14 protein-coding genes are annotated in these 19,113 nt (G+C 67.6%); 4 read left to right on the top strand and 10 right to left on the bottom strand.

The window, feature by feature from the left end; all coding sequences use genetic code 11:
• Window positions 1-106: 106 nt before the first annotated feature.
• Window positions 107-1,228 carry a WD40 repeat domain-containing protein gene (locus tag ABEB03_RS33305; protein WP_345656557.1) on the bottom strand — a complete coding sequence of 374 codons (1,122 nt, stop codon included), beginning with the start codon at window positions 1,226-1,228 and terminating at the stop codon, window positions 107-109.
• 505 nt (window positions 1,229-1,733) lie between these two features.
• Here ABEB03_RS33305 and ABEB03_RS33300 point away from each other — a divergent pair.
• Window positions 1,734-2,285 carry a hypothetical protein gene (locus ABEB03_RS33300; protein ID WP_345656556.1) on the top strand — a complete coding sequence of 184 codons (552 nt, stop codon included), beginning with the start codon at window positions 1,734-1,736 and terminating at the stop codon, window positions 2,283-2,285.
• Window positions 2,286-2,472: 187 nt separating this feature from the next.
• Here the strand turns inward: ABEB03_RS33300 and ABEB03_RS33295 are convergent, their stop codons facing one another.
• The gene (locus ABEB03_RS33295) at window positions 2,473-3,087 is read right to left on the bottom strand and encodes a TetR/AcrR family transcriptional regulator (protein ID WP_345656555.1); all 615 of its coding nucleotides are present in this window, start codon (window positions 3,085-3,087) and stop codon (window positions 2,473-2,475) included.
• Between the two features lie 45 nt (window positions 3,088-3,132).
• Between ABEB03_RS33295 and ABEB03_RS33290 the strand changes: the two genes are divergently transcribed.
• Entirely contained in the window at window positions 3,133-4,437 is a 1,305-nt protein-coding gene (locus tag ABEB03_RS33290; RefSeq protein WP_345656554.1) for an MFS transporter, read from the top strand.
• Between the two features lie 194 nt (window positions 4,438-4,631).
• Here ABEB03_RS33290 and ABEB03_RS33285 read toward each other — a convergent pair whose 3' ends face one another.
• From ABEB03_RS33285 to ABEB03_RS33275, 3 genes are all read right to left on the bottom strand, one after another.
• Window positions 4,632-6,332 carry an FG-GAP and VCBS repeat-containing protein gene (locus ABEB03_RS33285; RefSeq protein WP_345656553.1) on the bottom strand — a complete coding sequence of 567 codons (1,701 nt, stop codon included), beginning with the start codon at window positions 6,330-6,332 and terminating at the stop codon, window positions 4,632-4,634.
• Window positions 6,333-6,540: 208 nt separating this feature from the next.
• Complete coding sequence (locus tag ABEB03_RS33280; RefSeq protein WP_345656552.1) at window positions 6,541-6,717, bottom strand: hypothetical protein; 177 nt, start codon at window positions 6,715-6,717, stop codon at window positions 6,541-6,543.
• A 23-nt stretch (window positions 6,718-6,740) separates the two neighbouring features.
• The gene (locus tag ABEB03_RS33275; protein WP_345656551.1) at window positions 6,741-7,940 is read right to left on the bottom strand and encodes a cysteine desulfurase-like protein; all 1,200 of its coding nucleotides are present in this window, start codon (window positions 7,938-7,940) and stop codon (window positions 6,741-6,743) included.
• A 107-nt stretch (window positions 7,941-8,047) separates the two neighbouring features.
• Between ABEB03_RS33275 and ABEB03_RS33270 the strand changes: the two genes are divergently transcribed.
• A complete protein-coding gene (locus ABEB03_RS33270) occupies window positions 8,048-8,491 on the top strand; it encodes a helix-turn-helix domain-containing protein (RefSeq protein WP_345656550.1) in 444 nt (147 codons plus the stop codon).
• Between the two features lie 126 nt (window positions 8,492-8,617).
• Here the strand turns inward: ABEB03_RS33270 and ABEB03_RS33265 are convergent, their stop codons facing one another.
• The 5 genes from ABEB03_RS33265 to ABEB03_RS33245 form a co-directional block, all read right to left on the bottom strand.
• Window positions 8,618-9,487 (bottom strand): NAD-dependent epimerase/dehydratase family protein, encoded by an 870-nt coding sequence (locus tag ABEB03_RS33265; RefSeq protein ID WP_345656549.1) that lies wholly within the window; start codon window positions 9,485-9,487, stop codon window positions 8,618-8,620.
• Between the two features lie 521 nt (window positions 9,488-10,008).
• Window positions 10,009-10,455 carry a luciferase domain-containing protein gene (locus ABEB03_RS33260; protein ID WP_345656548.1) on the bottom strand — a complete coding sequence of 149 codons (447 nt, stop codon included), beginning with the start codon at window positions 10,453-10,455 and terminating at the stop codon, window positions 10,009-10,011.
• 88 nt (window positions 10,456-10,543) lie between these two features.
• Window positions 10,544-14,398, bottom strand: a complete 3,855-nt coding sequence (locus ABEB03_RS33255; protein ID WP_345656547.1) for an amino acid adenylation domain-containing protein — start codon at window positions 14,396-14,398, stop codon at window positions 10,544-10,546.
• A gap of 32 nt (window positions 14,399-14,430) precedes the next feature.
• Window positions 14,431-15,354: an EamA family transporter gene (locus ABEB03_RS33250; protein ID WP_345656546.1), complete on the bottom strand. Its 924-nt coding sequence runs from the start codon at window positions 15,352-15,354 to the stop codon at window positions 14,431-14,433.
• Window positions 15,355-15,639: 285 nt separating this feature from the next.
• Complete coding sequence (locus ABEB03_RS33245) at window positions 15,640-16,173, bottom strand: nuclear transport factor 2 family protein (RefSeq protein ID WP_345656545.1); 534 nt, start codon at window positions 16,171-16,173, stop codon at window positions 15,640-15,642.
• Window positions 16,174-16,990: 817 nt separating this feature from the next.
• On the opposite strand from ABEB03_RS33245, the gene ABEB03_RS33240 reads away from it, so the two are divergent.
• A complete protein-coding gene (locus ABEB03_RS33240) occupies window positions 16,991-18,940 on the top strand; it encodes an ABC transporter ATP-binding protein (RefSeq protein ID WP_345656544.1) in 1,950 nt (649 codons plus the stop codon).
• Window positions 18,941-19,113 lie beyond the last annotated feature (173 nt).

The following is a 19,113-nucleotide window of genomic DNA, read 5'->3' as shown; positions in this document are numbered from 1 at the left end:
TAGCCGCGTAGGTTCACTGCGTTCAGGCTGCGGCTGCGAGGAGGTGGCTGCCCCACCGCTCGCGCGCGAGCGGTGGGGCAGCCGGAGAGTGCGGCGGTCGGGGCGATCAGTAGAAGCGGCGGATGAACACGTCCGACTTGCCGTTGGTGTCGCCGGGCACGATGTCGTCGGCCGTGGAATGGAAGACCACGTCACGCCCACCGGCGCTGACCGCGTCGGTCCCGGCCGAGGCGGGCTGGTTCGAGACGATCTCGTCGGTGCCCGTCTCCAGGTCGCGCAGCGTGAGCGACGGCCCATTCATGTCGTGTGGGGCGTACAGCAGGTAGCGGCCGGTGGGATCGATGGCGACCCCCCTTACGTTCGGCACCAGTTGGTCGGTGCCCGAGTTCTCGTCGTGGATGTAGGTGTCGGAGCCCGAGAGGTAGACGACCTTGCTGCCGTCCCTGCTGATCTGGACGAGTGTCGCCGCCTTGGACGGGCCCTCGATCGGGCCTGAGGAGGTGCCGTCGGTCCGGTCCCACACGAAGACGTCCTCCGCCTGGCCGTCCTGGTACGCGACAAAGCGGCCGTCGCCGCTGATGGACGGCCGGGCCGAGACGGTGTGGTCGAACTCGGCGACGGTCTGCGTGGTGTCGGCTCGCCAGTCCCGTACCTCGATGCGCTGCCGGGACGGCGGCCGATTGAAGGTGGCGACCTGGGCGATGTAGCGGCCGTCCGCGCTCAGCGACGGCTGGCTGCAACTGAGGCCCGCGCAGTTGATGCCGATCGTGCTTCCCGAGCTCACCTGAGACAGGAAGACCTTCGTATCTCTGAACAACAGCCCCCACAGGGCTACGTATTGCCCGTCACCACTGATAACCGGGCGCTGGATCGGCGGGGTGTTGGTGCTCATCAGCGTGGTCTGGCCCGTCAACTGGTCGCGGACGAACACCCTTTCCCAGGTCACCGGGTTGGCGGGGGTGAGATTCTTCGCCGACGACGAGAAGGCGATACGCCGGCCGTCGCTCGTGATCGTGGCACCGGCGGAGTCGCCGTCGCCCTGGGTGCCGTCGGTCGCGACGCTGATCCGCTCGACCCCGGCTCCGCTGTCACTTGCGACGCCCGGCACGGTCATGGGCTCAGCCGAAGCGGCACCGGGCAGCGCCGCCGTGACCGCGCAGACCATGACCGTGGCGCCGAAGGCGGCCCGCACACGTCTGGCCGCGCTCCGATTCGCGCTTCCTCTCATTTTTCCCCCTAAGACAAGACATGGCCCCTCTCCCCGGTTCCCTCCGGAGGGCCACAAACATGCAACCGCGATGGCGCTGTGGGGTCAATGTGTCGCATGACTATCGAGAGGCGCGGTTCCGCTCAGGTGAGAGCGGTCGGGTTCGCACCTCGCGGGGCCATACGGCCCGATGAGACGCCGGGCGGCAAGGCCGAACAGAGACATGCGCCTGTCCGGAGCCAACGGCCATCCGAGGCCCCTCCTGCCCAGACGCCGTCGGACGCGGCGTGGGTCGGCAACCGGACTCAGGTTCGCCTCCCGGGCACCGCTCACCAGCCGTCCGGGGCGGCACACCCGTCTTGAGAGCGGGATCGTGAGCTTGTTCCCGTGTGCGGGGGCTGGACCATGCCGGGTAGCCCGTTCGCCCGCTCTGATGCGACAACTGTTCGCCTGCCGGGGCAGGCTGAGTTGTCGTCGGCGGGACGGGGCGGGCAGAGGGGTCCCGCCTCATAGATTTGGAGCACCCATGCGCGGTCATCTCACACGCGCCGCCACCAGAGCCGGTGTCGTCCTCGCCCTGCTCGGTCTGGTCACCCCCACCGTCCCTGCCATGGCTCAGCCCGCCCACGCTGCACAGGCAGTGCAGGCCGTGCACACGCGTACCGCAGTGCTGGCTCTGCACGGCACCTTCTTGGAACTCGGCGCGGGCGCGGAGCCGATCGACATCACCGGCAGTCTGCGCGTCACGGTCGTCACCCGCAGCGCAGCGGGCGGCGGCGGCACCGCACACATCGTCAGCAGCCTGAGCCGCACCACCGGCATCGGCCAGACCAGCGGCGCCACCTACCGCTTCATCGGCGCCGACGTCGACGACGTCGCCTATCCGCCGGGCCCGATCGCCCCGCTGCCCGTCAACCCCACCTTCCTCAAATTCTGGCCGCCGGGTCCGATCGTGCCGCCGAACCCGATCGTGCCACCGCACCCGATCCAGCCCGTCAGCGTCGCTGTGACCCTCGCGGCCGACGGCGCCATCAACGCCATCACAGCGAGCATCGACGACGGCGGCATCGACAACTAGCCGCAGCGCACCCGTCCGCCGGCCCGGCATCCACCGCGAAGCGGGATACCGGGCCGGCGGACTGCGAACCGGGCCCCATCCCCTGCCACAGCGCTCGTCCCTGTCACCTGAGCAGGGGTGGCGGCTGTCGCCGGTAGGCGGTGACTGGCGCGGCAGCGCGCGGAGATCGTCGTTTCGGTGGCTGACCTCAATGCGAGCCGGTCGGTGGCGCGAAGAGGTATCGGTCCATCATGAGTGCTGCGTCGGCAAGGATTTCCGAGTCCCCCATGGGGTCATCGCGGAAGGCGAGGTCAAGCAGATTGCTTCCGACCTCGACAGCCAGTCGGCCCCGACGTCGCGACTCGTCAGTGTCCGGCATCGCGTACCCGCGGACGAGCGCCCCGTGCACCCGGGCAGCGATCTCCTGGTCGGTCCGCTGGGTGTCGGCTCGCAGCGACGCGATGCGCGGTCCCTGGTACCAGACCCGACGGTAGCCGGGCTCCTCGCGGAAGCGGTCCGCGTAGGCGGTGACCAGCTTCTCCAGCAGGTCCTGCGAGCGTTCAGGCAGAGGCTCGGTTGTGACCCGCTCGGCGATCTGCACATCCAGCTGCAGCCAACTGCGCACCAGCGAGGCGACGATCGCTTCCTTGTCGGCGAAGTACCGGTACAGCACGCCGACCGAGACCCCCGCCTCTGCGGCGATCAACTTGGTTCCCAGATCGTCGTAGGAGGTCGTCTCCAGCAGAGAAGCCGTCACCTGAAGGATGCGGGCGACCTTCTCCCGACTGCGTTGCTGCCGCGGCTCGTTCACCTGCTCAGCCATCGAACTCCTTGACATGCCACCAAAACACGAACCAGAGTCTAGTTCATGTTCTTACCCAGGAACACCTCCCGAACAAAGCTCGGGCCAGACTTCCAGCGCATCTGGGCCTCGGTCACGGCCTCCAGCCTCGGCGACGGAATGCGCTTCGTCGCTCTGCCGCTCCTCGCGGCTCAGCTCACCTCCGACCCTCGCCAGGTCGCCTTCGTGTACGTGGCCGAGCAACTCCCCCTCCTGCTGTTCGGCCTCCTCTCGGGCGCCATCGCGGACCGCTTCGACCGGCGCCGTATCCTGTGGGTCGTCGATGCCGCCCGAACCGTGATCGTCGGGGCACTCGCCGTCGCGGTGGCGACGCACACGCTGACAATCCTTGTACTGACCGGCATCGGATTCCTTCTCGGCCTCGGACAGACCCTCTACAACGGAGCCTGGTCAGGCATCGTGCCGTCGCTGGTCACCTCCCCCGAACTGACGCGCGCCAACGCCCGCCTGCAGTCCGCCTCTCTCGTCACCGACACCCTCCTCGGCACCCCGCTGGGCGCGCTGCTCTTCGGCATCACTGCCGCGCTTCCCTTCGCCGTTGACGCGGTCTCCTTTGCGGCCGCCGCCGCACTGGCTCTGACACTGAACGGAGGACTGCGGCCACAGCCGCATGCCGCACCGAACCCTCGGCGGACGTTGCTCGGTGACACGACTCAGGGGATGCGATGGCTCTGGCAGCAGCCACTACTGCGTCGCCTCTGCCTGACATCCGGGATCAGTAACCTTGTAGGCGGTGGCCTCATCGCCATCCTGGTGCTCTACGCCCGGCAGATCCTGGACCTGACCAGCATCGGATTCGCCTTCTTGGTCGCCTCCTTCGCCATCGGAGGAGTGGCGGGGGCGATGGCGACCCCTCGGCTGTGCGCCCGCTTCGGAACCTCGTGGGTCCTGCGGCTGAGTGCTGCTGCCACTGCCGGCACCGCAGTCGCAGCCGGTGCGACCTCCTCGGGCCTCATCGCCGGAGTGTGCATTGCCGCGTACGGAGCGGCGAACCTGACATGGAACGTGACAGCAGTGTCTGTCCGCCAGGCAATGGTGCCGACTCACCTACTGGGCCGCGTCGGCATGGCATACCAGATGGTCATCGGTGCCGGCACCACGCTCGGCGCCGCCCTCGCGGGTCTCGAAGCCGACTCCCTCGGGCTTCGTGCCCCCTTCTACATCGGGGGCGCCCTGCTACTTGTCGCCAGCACGATCAGCATGCGTCCCGACAACACGCTCACGCCCCGCACAAAGAGAGCATCGAACGTTCATCCGCACCGACGACGCGCTGGAGATGCGCAAGCGACGGGACCGGAGAGTGGCGGATGAGCCGTACAGAGAGACATCCGCCCCTGCTGATCAGTAAATGGCGGGGCCCATTCAGCCGGGAAGGCCTCCGGGTACGTTCAGAGGCGCGCTCGCCGCGAAGACCTCCGTCTGAAACAGTTGCCGTGGTTTCGCTGACGATGCAGCCCGGGGAGCATGAGATCAGCCGGGCCGTGCCATGATGACGGACCCAGAGGTCAGGAGTTGAAGTCCGCGCCCAGCGCGGAATTGAACTGTTTGGGGGCGCCCAGGGTGCTGGGCCCGATGACGAACGAGCCCTTCGGGGTGACCCCGCACGCCGTCGACGGAAACACCCAAACCGCGCCGCGGGCGCCGTGCGGGGTGCCATCCGGAGCGACCTCACCCCCGGCGAGCAGGTCGGCATGGCCGTCGCGGTCGATGTCGACGATCTTGGTCGCCGTCCCGAACGCGTCGGCGTCCTGAGCGACGCCGGGCACGCCCTTGGTGTCCTGGGTGAAGAGCTGCGCGCCCTTTCCGGTCAAGCCGTGTGCGGTACCCCGCATCGTGAGGACACTGCCCGCACCGGATGCGCTCCCGACCTTCTTCTGCGGTATCCCGACGGACACGTCCGCATACCCGTCACCGTCGATGTCGCCCACGGAGACGCCGGAGCCGAAGTACTCGGTCCCGCCCTCCTCGTCGGCACCCGAATCCTCATGGGCGACGCCGGGTATCCCAGGACTGTCCTGGTTGAGCATCGTCATCTTCCCGGCCTCGGGGCCGCTCGTGCCGCCCGGCACGAAGATGACCGCGCCACTCTTGAGATGCGGCAGACGGTGCTTCCTGGCGTACTCCTGCTCCTCCACCCCGCTGCCACCACTGTCAACGGACACGAACTCGAAGAATGCGTTCGTGACGATGTCGGCGTAACCGTCACCGTTCACATCCCCGACGGCCACCTCGCGGCCAGCATCCTGGGGACCGTGGATCCTGCCCAGGGCGGCACCCGTGGTCGGGCCGCCATGGGTGCCCTTCCAGTAGAAGACGTCGCTTCGGCTCGTGCTCCCGTTCTCCGTCTCGCCCACGGAGACCAGGTCGGTGACGCCGTCACCGTTCACGTCACCGGTGGCCAGGTCACTCATGCCAGCGTCGCGCGGGCCCTTCACGTCGTGCACGCCACCGGCCGGCGTACCGTCACGCCGGAACGGCCCGGACAGAATGCGCAGGTCGCCACCCCGAACTTCGGTTGCCACATCCGGCGCACCGTCGTCGTCGAAGTCCCCCGCCACGGTGAGCGAACCGACACCGTCGTGGGACGTAGCGCGGCTGGGCAGCGTGACCGAGTCGGACAGCCCCTGTCGGCCTCCCCAGATGACGGACAGGGAACCCTGCCAGTAGTAGTGGCGTAGATGCCCGTCTTCGTAGCCGCCGCTGCCGTACGCCTCATCGTGCCCGTTCTCGCGGGACCCGACGATCAGGTCCGCGTACCCGTCCTGGTCGAGGTCCGCGGTGCTCACGGAACTGCCGTAGTAATCACCCAGTTCACTGACCCCCGGCACCCCGGGCGTGTCCTGGTCGAAGATCTGCTTGGACGAGATCCGCAGACCGTGGGACGAGCCATACACGACAGCCACATAGCCGGGCTTTCGATGGGCCTTCCTGCGGCCGAGGTCACCGTGCGGAACCGGAAAGGCGACATCGGAGTAGCCGTCACCGTTGAAGTCGTCATCGAGCGGGCCACGGTGGCGCTTGCCGGCACCGGATGAGGCACCCTGCGCGCCGTTCACACACCACCCGGCCGGAGAAGCGCCGTACCCATTGCCGTTGGCACTGCTCTCGGCTTCACCGGGATCGGCACTCGTGCATGCCGTCAAGGACAGGCCGACCGCGAGGGTCAGCGCCAGGCCACGAGCGTGTGTGGTTCGGCGTGAGTTCATCGGCGTCCTCCATGTGCTGTGCAAGCGTGCCCCGCGGTGCCCGTCACTCCTACGGTTGCTTGGTTCACCCTTCCAGACCTGTCGGCCGGTGAGCCCGTTGCCCGGCTGGACGTGATGATCTGTGGACTTAGACGTGGAGGTTCAGCGCCCGGCCCGTACGCCGGTGTGCCAGCCCGGATCGCTCACCTCCTCACTCTGGTGGCCCCGACTACGGCCTGGCCAGGCACACCCACCCGGGACCGAACGACCAGCGGGGGCCGACGGCGCCGCCGCCGAGCGCGTACTGCAGGGCGGTGGCACTCGCGCCCGCGCCGCCCATGCCTCGGCCATGCTCGCGCTCGACGCGACGACACAGGAACACGAAACTGCGCCAGTTGGCAGCCATATGTTGAGCTGGACCCGGCGAAATCAAAGAAAGTCGGCGAGCCCGTCGAGGAAGCGGTCCACGTCGTCGCTGGTGTTGTAGGGGGCCAGGCCCGCACGCAGGGCGGGGTCTTCGAGCTTGAGCGCGGTGAAGGGTTCGTAGGCGTAGAACGACCCGGCCGGTGCCACCACGCCGCGCGCGGCCAGATGTGCCTGGGCCTCGCGAGCGTCGCGGCCTTCGATGGACATCAGAACGGTCGGTGTGCGGTCGGGGGCCTTCGAGTGCAGGGTGATGGCGTCGCCCAGAGACTCCAGACCTTCCTGCAGTCGTGCGCGCAGCTTCAATTCGTGCTCGTGCAGGGACCTCAGGGAGTGGGTGAGGCGCTCCCTGCGCGAGGCCGCCGTGCCCGGGTCCAGCTCGGCGAGGAAATCGACGGCGGCGGTGGCGCCCGCCAGGATCTCGTACGGCAGCGTGCCGAACTCGAAACGCTCCGGCACGGTGTCGGAGGACGGCAAGAGCTTGTCCGGGCGCAGGGTTTCGAGGAACTCGGGCGCCGCTGCGAGGACCCCGCAGTGCGGTCCGAGGAACTTGTACGGCGAGCAGACGAACACGTCGGCCCCGAGGGCGGGTACGTCCACGAGGTGGTGCGCGGCGTAGTGAACGCCGTCCACGTACACCAGAGCGCCGACATGGTGGGCGCGGTCGGCGATCTGGCGGACGGGCGGCTTGGTGCCCAGCACGTTGGAAGCCGCCGTGACCGCGACCAGCCGGGTCCGGGGCGTCAGGGCGTGTTCGTACGAGTCGAGGTCGAGCTCCGTGGTCTCCGGGTCGATCTCGATCCAGCGGACCATCACGCCGACGCGCTCGGCGGCCTGGATCCAGGGGCGGACGTTGGCGTCGTGGTCGAGGCGGCTGAGGACGATCTCGTCGCCCGTGTTCCAGGTCTTGGCCAGGTGGCGGGAGAAGTCGTAGGTGAGCTGGGTGGCGCTGCGTCCGTGGACGATGCCGCTCGCGGGCATGTTCAGCAGGTCGGCGTAGGCGGCGCGGAAGTCCGCGACGGCGTGCTCGGCGTTCAGCTCGGACGGGCTGCCGGTTCCCCGGTTGGACAGGGGACCGGTCAGTGTCGCGGTGATGGCGTCGGCAACCGGGCGGGGTGTCTGCGTTCCGCCCGGACCGTCGAAGAAGGCGAGCCCGGTGGCGAGAGAGGGGAAGTGGGCCCGCAGGGCGGTGAGGTCGATGGCCATCGTCTCGTCTTTCTGTCGGGCGGAGTGCCTGGCGTCGCGGTGCCTTTACTCTGGCTTCGACGTCGCGACACGTAAAGCGATGATCCCGAAGAAAATGTTCATGAACCATGAAGTCTCAGCCGGATCTGAAGCTCGTGGCCACCGTCCTAGCCGTCGTACGCCGGGGCTCGATGGCCGAGGACGCGGCCGAGCTCGGCTACGTGCCCTCGGCGGCGCCCCAGCACATTGCCGCGCTCGAGCGCGGCATGGGCGTCGGACTGATCACCCGCCGCCCCCGGCGGCCGACTGATCCTCACCGCGGCCGGCCGCTCCCCCGCCCACGGCATCGCGAATCGAGAGATCGCCGAACAACACGTCGAAACCTACCCCCCTCAGGAGTCCACTTCCCCCTGGCCTGCACGCCGGGGCCTGCTCGGAGGAAGCCGGTGGAGGCAATGGGTGCGTTCGTCCGCGACCCCCACTGCCGTACGTGGGGGTCGCGGACTTGCTGGAACAGCATCCGCGGCTCGTCAGGTAGCCGGCGGCAGGACTCAGCTAGAGCGTCGGCGTGACTACCGAACAGCCTGAGACCATCACCAAGTGGAGGACTCTGAGATCTCGCAGAGGTCAGACAGCAGGCCCGGAATTGCCGTGGCCGCGTCCCCTGGCCGACTCCATGAGGCGTGTACGGCCCTTGCCTATCGGTAGGAGCCCTTGCTCACGTCGGTGACGGCGTCAGGTTGCTGCGGACGCCAGCCGAGCTGGTCCTGGGCCTTGCGGCCGTCGACGGACTGGTCGAGGGCCAGGGCGTCGGCGAACGGCTCGCCCAGCTCGCCCTGGGCCTGGTCCAGAGGCCAGAGCTGCACTTCGCCATGCACACCGGCCGCCTCTGCGGCGGCGAGGGCCAGCTCCCGCACGGGGACGGCCGGTTGGGCGACGCCGTGCCAGATGCTTCCGGCCGGTGCGTCCTGTACCACCTTTCCGAACAGGTCGGCGAGGTCCTCGATGTGCACCATCGGCCACCGCACGTTCAGGTCCGCGACAATCCGTGGCGCGCCTTGCTTGCGCGCCCACTCGACCAGAAGTGCGGGGATGCCGCCGCCCCGCCCATGGATGATGCCGGGGCGGAGCACGGTGGCCCGTACTCCGTGGTCGGCCGTGGCAAGGACGCGGCGCTCGATCTCCGGTCGGTACCCCACGATCGGGATGGGGTTGGTCGGGCTGCTCTCCTCGGCGGTCGCCTCTCCCGTCGCGCCCAGCACCCATACTCCGCTGGTGTAGAGGAAGGGCCGATCGGTGCCCCGCAGCGGCGCTGTCAGTGCGTCGATGGCGGCTGCGTCGACGGCGGCGTCTCCGGTCGGTGTCGCCACGTTGATCACCGCGTCGATGTCGCTTGTCACTGCGGCGGTGAGCGAGTCGGGGTCATGCAGGTCGCCGGGTCGCACTGCGTAGCGGCTCGGACTTTCAGGTGTCCTGGTGAGGGCCACAACCTCATGCCCGGTGTCGCTCAGATGCTCTGCCACCACCGAACCGAGGTAGCCCGTGGCTCCGATGAGCAGTATCCGCATGATGTTCCCTCTCTCGTTTGCTCGTATCCCAAAGGCTCTGGTCGAGTTGGATACGTTCGCCAACAGCCGGCTGGCGCCGGGATATGGCCGGTCGATGACGGAGCGTCAGGGTCGGGTGCCATGCATCCTGGGGGCGTGCCGGGCCGAGTCGCCGCGTCTCGCCAGATGGCCGGTCGACGCCTTCGGTCGGTTCACCGGAACCGAGTACGGTCCGCACTGGCCCAGTCGCGGCACCGGTATCTGGCCGGCGCTCGTGCCTGCCATCGCAGACGCCACCGCGCCGGCACGCCACCCGACCATCACCCGCCCCTGCCCCGCCGAAGCACAGCCAGTGCCCCGATCTACGGCTGAAAGGGTGGCCTGGACTGACTGAAAGAGTCGATAGTGCACTGAAAGCCCTCCTTCGTCGTCCCGCCCGACTCTAGGGGCCCGCCCCGGCCGACACCCCCAGTGCGAGCCCAGCCGCACTGCACTCTTCCAGGTCGGCCCACCGTGACCGGCGGCACTCGCGGCACGCGGCACTACGACACCTCGCCGACCGCGTAGGCGTAGGAGAGCTGAACCAGCTGCCAGACGAGCTCGAGTTCGGCGCGGTCACGCGGGCCGTACACGAGGATGGTGTTCTGCTCAGGATGGCGCACGCCCCAGCCGGACTTCTCGATGTCGTCCTTGAGGGGTTCGGTCAGGGTCAGGTGCAGACTGCCGTCGTGGTGGGGGTGGATGTGGGCCCACTCACGGCCTGCCTGGAAAGCTTCCCGGGGTCCGGTGCCGATGCCCTCGGGGATGAAGAGCGACCGGGCATGGGGAACTGAGACCAGCGTCGGCGCCATGTAGACGAAGGGCAACGCACGCATCCGCTCCCACAGTTCCTCCTGCAGCATCACGGGGGCGGTCTGCGAGCGCTGGCCGTGCGGGGCAGGGCCGACGACCTTGGGCGCAGGGCCGGGACGGGCGGGAAGGTCGAGCAAGGCGACGCTCCTTGAGTGAGTTGAGTGGATGGGCCCAAGAGGCCAGGTCCCCTGTCACGGGGCGGTGTCCTCTATCTGAAACGATCAGTCAGGCATGGAGGCTTTCGCGAATCGCCGCCACCAGCTCGGCGATCCCTGCCTCGTGCAGCACGCTGTAGTGGTCGCCTTTCAGCGTCACCACGGCGGGCGCCTCGGCGGAGTAGCCCGAACTCCCCTCGATGAAGGAGTAGTCGTCGCCGGTCGCCTTGAGAATGGTCACCGGCGCGCTCAGGCTCCGTTCGGACAACTCGCGGAAGCTGTAGTCGAATTCGTAGGTCTCCCTCACGATGCGGGTGATCCGGCGGATCACCGGCTCGCCCAGGGTCGGCAGCAGCGCGTGCACGAAGGCCACGAAGGAGTCCTCGTCCCGAGTCACCTCCAGACACCGCTCGAGCTCCGGGCCCGTGATGGTGCCGGCGAAGACGGAGAACAGGATGGTCACGTAGGCCGGGTTGCGGTACGAGGACTCACGGCCGTACTCCTCACCGTCGGCCCGGCGGACCTTCGGGTTCCCCGGACAGATCAACAGCAGGTCCTCGACCTGCTCACCCGCCTGCTCCAGCTGCCACGCCGACTCGAACGCCACCCGTGCTCCGAAGGAGTAGCCCCACAGCAGATACGGGCCCTTCGGCTGCACCTTCCGGATCTCCTCGACATCGGCCGCCGCCATCTCCCGGATGGTCGGATACGGAACCTCGTGCTCGTTGATGCCGTGCGCCTGCACCCCGTAGAAGGGCCGACCGAGGTCCACCTCCTGGCCGAGAAGTCGGAGGTTCATCGGGTAGCCGCCCAGACCCGGCCAGGCGAACACGGGCCGGTTGGTTCCGCCGTTGTGCAGCAGGACAAGGCGCGAGGCACTCTCGTCATCGCCGTCGCCGTCGTCATCGCTGTCGATCCGGGCGGCGAGATCGGCGAGCTTGGGAGCGGTGAACAGCACTTGGAGGGGCAGTTGGATGCCCTTCACCCTGTTGATCTCGTTGATGACGGCGACGGCGGTCAGCGAGTTGCCTCCGGAAGCGAAGAACTCGTCCTCCACCGACACGGTGTCGTACTTGAGCGCCTTGCCCCAGACACCGGCCAGCCACCGTTCGGTCTCCGTGCGGGGAGCGACGAACTCGGCGCCGGTGTTCGCGCTCTTCACCTGCTCGGAGGCGGCCAGCGCCTTGACGTCGACCTTGCCGTTGGCAGTCAACGGAAGCGAGTCGAGCACCAGCACCCGGTTGGGGATCATGTAGTCGGGCAGGAGCTCCGCGAGCTCGTCGCGGACCATCTCGGCGGGGCCCTTCATATGGACGGTGTCCTCGTACATTCCCTCGCTGCGGATCTGCTCGTCGCTGACCTTGCCGCCGAGGAAGAAGTACGACGGGCCACTCTGGACCCCACGGGAATGGAGGATCTCGTCGAGACGCCGCGCCGCCGGCAGCGGGTTGCCGGTCTTGGAGCTGTAGCCCGAGGACATGAAGCCCAGCGCGAGGCCGTTGCGCTGGAGGTGGTGCAACTTCTTCCCGAGAACGATGTAGTGCAGCCACTCCTGCCCGGCCCGGCTGACGGCACTGATACCGAAGGCCGCGCGCTCGTAGACCTTCTGGTTGATCGCGATCACGTGCTTGCGCTGCACAAGGTCGGGTGAGAAGGGCTCCAGCTCGCCGTCGGCGTAACGGTACAGACCGCCGGACAGGCCCTCGATGCACCCGGGGTGCGCCTGAAGGTAGATCTCGACCGGGTCCTCCTGAAGCAGCCCGTCATTCGAGCCGACTTCGAAGGTTCCCAGGTAGTAGTCATCGTCAGCGACGTCCAGCGCCTTCTTGACCGCGGGGTGGAACGACGAGGGGCGGATGCCGAGACCGTACTCCGGCAGGATTTCCTCGAAGACCCCCAGCATGTGGCCGGTCTCGAACTCCAGAACCTCCTGGATGTTGTTCTTGTAGACGGGCTCTATCGCCCGCTTCTTGCCGATGAAGTGGAGCTCCAGGTATTTGCCGGCGCCGGCCGTGGCCGGGCCGATGCGCACGAGGGTGTGATCCAGCGGGTGGTAGTAATACATCCCGGCTTCCAGGCCGGCGACGCCACCCGTCTCCAGATACAGCTGCGTGGCGTAGAGGGCACCCGGGGAAGCGTAGGAGTACTTGGGAAGAAGCCGCTCGCCGCTCCGGAAGGGGCCGAACCAGCGGAGGATCTCGCCGAGTTCATCGGACGTGAGCTCATCGAGACCGCGCGAGATGCCGCCCGCCTGGCGCGGCGCCAGCAGTTCCACCAGCTCGGCCCTCTCGACCTGCCCGCCGTCGTAGAAGCGGTAGGTCTTACGGGCGAAGGCCTCGCGACGCTGCCGCTCGGTCTCCTCGCGCCCGGGGAGCTCGAGCACGCTCCGCCCCTCCAGCTCATCGGCGTCGCGCACACCGGCGTTGGACAGCTGAGCCTTCACCTGGAGCTTGCTGGCCTTGGACTGATGGTGGCCGCCGGCGTTGCCCTGATCCATCAGCGCGGCCTCTTTGGGGTTGAGCTCGATGCAGGCCACCAGGTTCTGGAAGCCTGTCCGCGGATCGTCGGTGACGATGGCCGCGGCCCGCTTGACCCAGGTGTGCTCCTCGATCGCGAGGGCGATCTCGTCAAGCTCCACGCGGTATCCGCGGAGTTTGATCTGGTTGTCCACCCGGCCCGCGAACTGTATCGATCCGTCCTTGTTCCACTGCGCGAGGTCACCGGTGCGGTAGAGCCGTTCCGTCGGGATGAACGGCGAGGGGATGAACCGCTTCTGGGTCTCCTCCTCACGGTGCAGGTAGCCACGGGCCAGCTGGACGCCGCCGATGTAGAGCTCACCCGTCTCCTCGATGCCCACCGGTGCCCGGTTCTCGTCGAGGATGTAGCACTGGGTGTTGTCGACCGGCACACCTATCGGGATGCTGCCGGGTCCGGCCTCTATGGCTTCGGGATCGACCAGGTATGCGGTGGCGTTGATGGTGCACTCCGTCGGCCCGTACAGATTGACCAGCGATACGCGAGGCAACTCGTCCGCGAGGGCACGGGCGAGGTTGCGCGACAGTGCCTCGCCGCCGGAGAACACCCGCCTGAGCGAGGCGCAGAGGTGGAAGGAATCGGTGTCCAGCATCGCCTGCAGCAGCGTGGGCACGCATTGGAGCGTGGTGACCTCGTGCGAGACGATCGTCCTGATCAGAGCCTGTGGATCACGGAAGATGCCGGGGGCACCCATCACAACGCGTCCACCGAGGGCAGGGGCGAGGATCTCCCACTGGGCTGCGTCGAAGCTCATCGGCGTCTTCTGCAGAATCGTGGTGTCGGAGCCCAAGTGGCCGCACTCCTCGAGCCAGCGCATCTGAGACATGACGCTGCGGTGCTCGATCATCACGCCCTTCGGCCGACCCGTGCTGCCGGAGGTGTAGATGACGTAGGCGAGCGCATCCAGTGGTACCGGCTCCGACTCGACGTCTGCGCAGCCGCCCTCCTCGCAGGTCTGTGAGTCGGCCAGGGTGATGACCCTGGTGCCCTGCGGGGCGAGTTCGGCAAGGCGGGAAACCAGATGGTCCTGAGTGACGACAACCCTGGTGCGGCTGTCCTCGAGCATGTAGCGCAGCCGGTCGTCCGGATACTCCGGGGACAGCGGCAGATATGCGGCGCCCGCGAGCAGGACGCCCCAGGCCCCGATCATCAAGTCCAGTGACGGCTCGACATAAAGGCCGACGCAGTCGTCGATCCCGACTCCGTGCCTGTGCAAATAGCAGGAGAGGCGGCCGGCTGCCTGCTCGAGCTCCCGATAGGTGAGCTCCTGGTCCTCGAAGCTCACCGCGATGGCGTCAGGCTGCGCTTCGGCCTGCCGCTTGAACAGTTCCGGGAGGCACCTGCCCAGCCGGGGTTCTTGCCGGTGGGTCTTCAACGCAGTGGCGTTCAACGTCAGCTCCTTGGTGGCAGGTGAACCGTTCGTCAGAGCGCTTTGGCGGCAGACGGTTCGGTAGTCGGACTTTCGATTGCCGGTGCCGGGGCGGCCCGCGGCGAGCGGAGCTGGGCCAGCAAGACGGCGGTGATGACTGCGGCGGCGCCGGTCAACTGGAGTGCGGACAGGCTCTGATCGAGCACGACGTAGCCGAGGACGGTGGCGGACAGCGGGCTGCCGAAGCCGAGCATGGAGACGGCCAGTGCAGGCAGTCGGGCGATCCCGCGGAACCAGATGGCGTAGGCGAACAGCGCGCCGATGATGCTGAGGAAGGCGAAACCGCCGATGTGGGTCCAGGTGAGGTGGTCGGGCAGGCCTTCGGCTGTCAGGGTGACAGGGGCCAGGACGAGTCCACCGACGGTCAGTTGCCAGCCGGTGAAGGTCAGTACGCCCACACCTTCTGGGCGGCCCCAGTATTTGGTGAGCACGACTCCTGTCGCCATGCTGACGGCGCCGGCCAGGCCGGCAAGGATGCCAATGGTGTCCATGCCCGCGGTGGGGCGCAGGACCAGCAGCGCCACCCCCAGCATGCCGAGCGCGCAGAAGCCCACCTGGACACTCCGGACGCGCTCCCTGAGCAGGGCCGCCCCCAGCAGCAGTACGATCATCGGTTGGGCTGCGATCACCAGCGCGGCGACACCGCCGGGCAGGTGGTAGGCGGCGAGGAACAGCAGGTAGAAGAAGGCGCCGATGTTGAGCACGCCGAGGACGATCGCCCGCCACCACCACACACCTCGCGGCAGGGACCGGCCGATCGCGAGGAGCACCAGTCCGGCGGGAAGTGCCCGAATGGTGGAGGCCAGCAGTGGCCGGTCCGCAGGCAGCCATTCCGTGGTGACCAGATAGGTGGAGCCCCAGATTGCCGGTGCGAGTACGGTCAGGGCCGAGTCGGCGGCCAGTCGGCCGGCTTTCACCGCCGCATCCGTTCGTCGCCGTCCGGGACTGTGGTGGAGTCCGTGGAGATGGTGTTGAGCACGACGAATTCTCCGATTCAGGCGAAGGGAGGCGGACAAGGGATCACTGATCGCCGACGACGCTCGTTAGGTCCATCGCGTTCGATTCAGTCAATCGTTCTGTCGAATTCCTCGACCTCTACAGCAGGTCGCACTCGGGCCGTGCCCACGAAGTCGCCCACGATGAATAGGGCATGGTGACGCTTCGCTCGACCAGGCGCGCGGCCGGTGCGGGCCAGGGTCATCTCAGAAGTGGCCCCAGCCATTCGGCGGGTCGATTTTCCCATCGAGGATCTGGTTGTACTCGATGTTGCTGGAACAAAGCTTCGGGGTGGCGAACGTGAGGATGTTCGTCTCGATCAACGTGACCCACTGCATGGAGCCATCGGTCTCGGACGGGATCTGCATGGTCACCCAGATCTCGATGTCAGCTCGGTTTCCCGATACGAAGGGCCGGCCCTGAATGCCCGACATCCCGGCCTGAGAGGCCGTGACACCCGTCCAGTATTCGTGTATCTCATCGCGACCGTGAAACATCTGATCCGCCAGTCCCGGGACGGCCTGGTAGACGGCATCACGTGTGAAGAGCGAGGCGGCAAGGTCTGCGTCCTTGGTCTGCCATGCCTTCAGGTAGGCGTCCATCCAGCGGGTCACGTCGGACTCGCGGAGCTGGGAAGGCCTGGCCTGAGCCGGCGGCGCCGCGGCCACGGCGACCGCCGCGGGCAGGGTGGCGGCCAGTCCTACACGCAAAACCGAGCGTCGGTCGGGTATTGCAGGCATGTCGTTATACCTCCTGGTTGATGATCAGCTCACGGCGGCGCGCGTCCGAGACGCCGCTCCGGTGGCCGCGTCGGATCTCGGCGCCGCCACGTCCGGGCTCGGTAACTGCCTATTTCCAGAGGCTGATTCAGCGGAGCGTGTACGTCGCGCCAGGCTAGGTCAGGGCCGTGCGGGCGATGAAGGCTGACATGAAACAGTACGAGCGGCAATTTTCCCGGCCGAATTGCCGACCTCGACCGGCCTTCGTCGAGGCGACGTCAGACCGTGGAGCGAAACCGCCCTGCCGTCCGCTCCGCCATCAATGCCTCGTCGCCGGATTAACCCTCCGCATGACCCGACCGCGACCTGCGCCCGCGGCTCGGCCGCGCTGGGGACCAGGTGGTGCAGTCTCCACGGCATCGCAATCCGCGGCAGGCGTGACGGGCCGATACGTCGACCTGCGACAAAGCGGGGATGCCGGCCCGAGTGCCCATCAGCACCCCTGCCCAAGTTGCTTCGGGAGCGAGAGGTCGCGGGTTCAAATACCGCCACCCAACCCCCGATTTACCCATGTCAATGCTTCATGCCCCCACGCAGACATGCCGGCCTGCCAAGCTCTCGCTTTCAGTCCGACCCCGCCCCGTCCAGTGGTTGTTTCGGCCAAATCGAATGCTCGGTGGACGCCCCCGACGCAGGCCTTACGCGGCCGGAGCCGCGCTCTCCAAGGGTTGCAGTCCGTCTGGAACCGGGCATGTTCGAACCCCCATTGCGTCGTCGAACCAAACGCCGCCGAGCACACCAGGTCCAACGCTCCTCTACAGGAAGGATTCGAGTGCCTGTGAGCGACACGAGTGACACCCCGAGCAAGCTGCACGACGAGAACGGTGAACGGGACGATGCCTCCACGACGCCCGTCGCCGAGGAGACTCTGGCCTTCGACCATCCCGGCGGGGACAGCCTGGAACTCGCCGACCTGCTGACCGGACGCAGCATGGCCCGACGTCTTCCCTCCCTGATCCGGCGGACCTTCTCCCTGGCGTGGCAGGTCGACCGCCGAACAGTCGTGGTCCTGCTCGCCTGCCAAGTCGTTTCGGGAGGATCGGGCGCACTCGGTCTGTTCGCGACCACCCAGGCGTTCTCCGCGCTCATCGCGACGGCTCAGGACACGAGCCGGCTGAGCGAGGCGGTCCCCGCCGTGTCCGTCCTCGCCGGCACGGCCGGCCTGCGCGCGTTGCTCGGCATCGCGGTCCAGGCTCTGTCCAACCGGCTGTCGCCGCGGATCAGCCGCGAGGCGGAGTTCCGGATGCTGGAGGCAGCTACCAACGCCGAGCAAGCTGCCTACGATCACCCGGGATTCAACGACCGCTTCGATGCCGCCGAGCGAGGCGTCGACGTCAGCCGCGACATGATCGGACAGTCCCAGAACTACGTCTCCTCCCTCGCCACCCTCGTCGGAGCAGCCGTCGTGCTGGCCAGCCTGTACCCCCTCCTGTTTCCGCTGCTCGTACTGGCCGCTGTACCACAGGCCGTCGCCGGCATCCGAGGGGAGCGCATCACCTACTTGGCGACAGTCGCCACCCACAAAGACCGTCGCGTGATGTACATGCTCCGCTGGCACCTGATCGCCAAGGACCAGTCCGACCAAGTCCGCACCGACACCCTGGCCCCCTACCTCCTGAAGAAATATCGGGCGAGCGCGGAACGTGTGGAGGCCACCAGCAACACCGCCACCTGGAAGCGAGCCAAGGTCACTCTCGTCGGCGCTGCCGCCACCGGACTCGGGACAGCGCTCGTGTGGGGCACGGTCCTCCTCCTGCTGGGGTCCGGCCGGATCTCCGCAGCAGCAGCCGGCACCGCCGTGTTCGCCCTACGCTCTGCCGCCACCGGTCTGCAAGGACTCGTCGGATACGGCCGGGACCTGCTCCGCACCGGTCTGTACCTCGACGACTGGGAACGCTTCGTCAACGAGGCCGCCGGTCAGCGCCTTGATCGAGGCACCCTCGTACCCCGCAGGCCCAAGCACATCACTCTCCGACAGGTCACCTTCCGCTACCCGGAAGCCACACAGGACACCCTCCACGCCGTCGACTTCGACGTACGCCAAGGCGAGATCGTGGCTGTGATCGGAGAGAACGGGTCCGGCAAGAGCACCCTGATGAAGCTGCTGTCCGGCCTCAACCTGGCCACCAGCGGCACCGTCTCCTGGGACGGCGTCAACGTCGCGGATCTGGATCCGCACGCGATGTGGCGAGAGACTTCGGTGGTCCCACAGGACTTCGCCCGCTGGCCCATGACGGCACGCGAAAACATCACCCTGGGCCAACCCCGGCCGGAAGGAGACCGAGCAGTCCTTCGTGCAGCCGAGACAAGTGGCGCCGACGACGTCCTCACAACTCTGCGCTCCGGACTCAACACCCTGCTGGCTCGGGAGTGGTGGGGCGGGGTGGCACTCTCCCCAGGCCAATGGCAGCGCGTCGCGGTAGCCCGAGCGGCCCACCGCGACGCGGGCCTGCTCGTCATGGACGAGCCCACGAGCGACCTCGACCCCAGGGCCGAGCACCGCATCTTCACCGGGCTTCGTGCCCTGGCCGGCGACCGAGCCGTCGTCCTTGTCACCCACAACCTCGCCAACACTTCCATCGCCGACCGCGTCGTGGTGATGGACCAGGGGCATATCGTGCAGAGCGGCACCTTCCACGAGCTGATCAATCAGACCGGTCTCATGCAGGACTTGTGGCGCCTGCAACAGGACCGAGATGCCTATCGGCCCGAGGGAGGACGCACATGATTCCCTCTCCGCTGTGCCTTCGCCGTCGCCCCCGAGGCCGTCGGCATTCTTCGCCCGCTTCGATCCCCGAGCGACGACTAAGGACACTGCCGTTCCGCGGTGACCTCGATGCCCGTCCATGTCCGTGCATGAGAGGCCATCTCAATTGGCGAGTCTGCGGTGGCGGATGGGGT

This window comes from Streptomyces siamensis (assembly GCF_039543605.1).
Taxonomy (GTDB): Bacteria; Actinomycetota; Actinomycetes; order Streptomycetales; family Streptomycetaceae; genus Streptomyces; species Streptomyces siamensis.
This window is presented reverse-complemented; position numbering and strand designations above follow the sequence as displayed.